This is a genomic window from Actinomadura sp. GC306 (assembly GCF_004348665.1).
GTDB lineage: Bacteria > Actinomycetota > Actinomycetes > Streptosporangiales > Streptosporangiaceae > Spirillospora.
The window spans coordinates 1-2,991 of record NZ_SMKM01000446.1; the positions used below are offsets into that span (position 1 = coordinate 1).

A 2,991-nucleotide genomic window follows, 5' to 3' on the forward strand; every position below is an offset into this window, starting at 1 on the left:
CCGCCTGGCCCGCGGCTTGCCCTGCCGCCTGGCCTGCCGCCTGACCCGCGGCCTGGCCTGCCGCCTGACCCGCGGCCTGGCCTGCCGCCTGGCCCGCCGCGGCGCCGGTGGCGGATGCGGCGCCGGAGGCGGATGCGGCGCCGGGCATCAGCCACGCGGCCAGCGGGAAGAGCGCGGCGAGCGCGACGGCCGCTCCGGACAGGGCCCGGACGCCCCGGGCCTCCCAGTCCCCGCCGTAGGTCTCCCGGGCGAGGCGTTCGAGGTCGTCCACGAACGCGGCGGCGCCCGCGGGCCGGTCCTCCGGCGCCTTGGCCATGCCCCGCGCCACCAGCGGGCGCAGCGGCTCCGGCACCGCCTCGACCGGGGCGGCGGCGGTCAGGTGCGCCCGCATGAGCTCGGCCTGGCCGCCCGAGTAGGGCCGCCGCCCGCTGACGCACTCCACGAACACGCAGGTGGCCGCGTAGACGTCGGACGCCGGGGTGGCGACGTGCCTGTCCCACTGCTCCGGCGCCATGTAGTAGGGGGTGCCCGCGCCGCCCGCCGCCCGCCCGGCCGGGGTCGCGATGCCGAAGTCGACGAGGCGGCTCCGCCCGTCCGCCGGGACGACGACGTTGGCGGGCTTGTAGTCGCGGTGCACGACGCCGACGGCGTGCGCGGCGGCCAGGCCCAGCAGCGATCCCTTGAGGACGGTCAGCGCCGCCTCCGGCCCGAGCGCCCCGTGCCGCTCCAGCACGTGCTTGAGGGAGACACCGTCCACGGCCTCCATGACGAGGGCGGCCGTCCCCGGCCCCTCGACGAGCTCGAAGAGGCGGGCCACGTGCGGGCTGTCCGCCCGGCCGAGCATCAGGGCCTCGTGCCGCAGCCGCTCCAGCTCCGCCTCGTCCGCCGCACCGGCCAGGTACTTGATCGCCACCGGGGTCCCCGAGCGCTCGTGCCGGGCGAGGACGACGCGGCCCTGCGCGCCCGCACCGAGCGTCCGCACCTCCACGAACCCCTCGACCCGCCACTGCGTCTCTTCGCCGGCCACGTGCCCCTCCGCCCCGTGCAATTGCGAGCAACCTACCGAATCCGGTTCGAGCGCGCGGCGAGCCGCACGGAGGCCGTGCGGCGGGGCGGGCGGCGGCTCAGGTCCCGGCGGGCACGGGCGCGCGGGCGCCGGGCGGCACGGCGGCGCGCAGCGCGGTGACGACGGCGCGGATCGCGGGCCGGCGGGCGGCCTCCTCGCGCCACAGCGCGTAGACCCGGCGCGACAGCGGGTCGGCCAGCGGGACGACCGCCACCCCCGGCGGCACGTCGCAGCGGCCGAGCCGCGGCAGGATCACGTTGCCGAACCCCGCCGCGACCAGCGACAGCTGCGACGCGAACTCATAGACCATGTGCTCGATGCGGGGCTCGCTGTCGACGGCGCGGAGGGTCCGCAGCAGCCAGTCGCAGCAGATGCTGTCCGGGGACGAGCTGATCCACGGGTCGCCGGCCAGCTCCTTGAGGTCGATCGCGTCGCGGCCGGCGAGCGGGTGGCCGGCGGGCAGCGCCACGTCGGCGACGTCGTCGCAGATGACGCCCTTCTGCAGGCCGTCCGGCAGCGGGAGCGGCTCGTTGCTCCAGTCCTGGACGACCGCCATGTCGAGGTCGCCGCGCGACACGAGCGGCATGCTCTGGTTGGGGTCCTCCTCGCGGACCAGGATGCGGAGGTCGGGGTGGTCGGCGCGCAGGATCCGCAGCGCGGCGGGCACCAGCCCGCGGACCGCGGTCGGAAACGCGGCGACGGTGAGCTGCCCCACGACGGACCCGCGGTGCGCCTCCAGGTCGGCCTGCGCCTGCTCGACGAGCGACAGGATGCGCTCGGCGTGCGCGACGAGGAGCTCGGCGGCGTCGGTGAGCCGAACGCCGCGCCCGTTGCGTTCGAGGAGCTTCTGGCCGGTCTCCCGCTCCAGCTTCGCGAGCTGCTGGGAGACCGCCGAGGTCGTCACGTGCAGGACGTCGGCCGCCGCGCTGACCGAGCCGTAGGTCGCGACCGAGTGCAGCGCACGGAGCCGTTCGAGATCAAGCATGAAGCGATACTAAAACGAAACGTCAAGAAATTCTCGCTTGCCCTAAATCAAGGCGGCGGCGACGATCGGACGCATGACCCCACGCCATGTCCTGCTCGCCACCCTGGTCGCCGCGATGTGGGGCTTCAACTTCGTCCCGATCAGCGTGGCGCTGGAGGACTTCCCGCCCCTGCTGATGGGGGCGCTGCGCTTCACGGCGGCGGCCGTGCCCGCCGTCTTCCTCGTGCGCCGGCCGCCGGTGCCGGCGCGCTGGCTCGTGCTGGTCGGCCTGCCGCTCGGCGTGGGCCAGTTCGGCCTGCTGTTCATCGGCATGCACATGGGGATGCCGGCGGGGCTCGCGTCGGTCGTCCTGCAGGTGCAGGCGATCTTCACGGCCCTGTTCGCGGCCCTGCTGCTGCGCGAGCGGATGAGCGCCCGGCTGGTCGCGGGCATGGTCGTCGCGTTCGGCGGCGTCGCGCTCATCGGCACCGCGCAGTCCGGGGGCGGCGGCCCCGCCGGGGCGTTCCTCGTCTGCCTCGCCGCCGCCGCGAGCTGGGGGCTGGCCAACATCGCGATGCGGCGGATGAACCGGCACGCCCACGGGCCGGTCGACGCGTTCGGGTTCATGGTGTGGGTGTCGCTGGTGCCGCCCGTCCCGCTGTTCGCCCTGTCGCTGATCTTCGAGGGGCCGGGCGCCGTCCCGGAGGCGGCGCGGAACCTGTCGCTCGCCGGGGTCGCCTCGCTCGCCTTCATCGCCTACGTCGCGACGCTCGGCGGGTTCGGCGCGTGGGGTTGGCTGATGCGCCGGTACGAGGCCAGCACGGTCGCCATGTACTCGCTGCTCGTCCCGCCGTTCGGGCTCCTGTCGGCGGTCGTCCTGCTCGGCGAGCGGGTGGACGCCGTCCGCCTCACCGGCGCGGTCCTGGTCGTCACGGGCATCGCCGCCGGCACCGTCCGCTTC

At 75.6% G+C, this 2,991-nt stretch carries 3 protein-coding genes; 1 reads left to right on the plus strand and 2 read right to left on the minus strand.

The window, feature by feature from the left end; all coding sequences use genetic code 11:
- Both E1200_RS32385 and E1200_RS32390 read right to left on the minus strand, forming a co-directional pair.
- Positions 1-1,027: serine/threonine-protein kinase (locus E1200_RS32385; protein WP_131956350.1), on the minus strand; the 1,027-nt coding region annotated here is incomplete at its 3' end.
- A 97-nt stretch (positions 1,028-1,124) separates the two neighbouring features.
- Positions 1,125-2,051, minus strand: coding sequence for a LysR family transcriptional regulator (locus E1200_RS32390; protein WP_131956352.1), 927 nt, complete (start codon positions 2,049-2,051; stop codon positions 1,125-1,127).
- A gap of 73 nt (positions 2,052-2,124) precedes the next feature.
- On the opposite strand from E1200_RS32390, the gene E1200_RS32395 reads away from it, so the two are divergent.
- A partial coding sequence (locus E1200_RS32395) for an EamA family transporter (protein WP_131956354.1) occupies positions 2,125-2,991 on the plus strand: 867 nt, incomplete at its 3' end.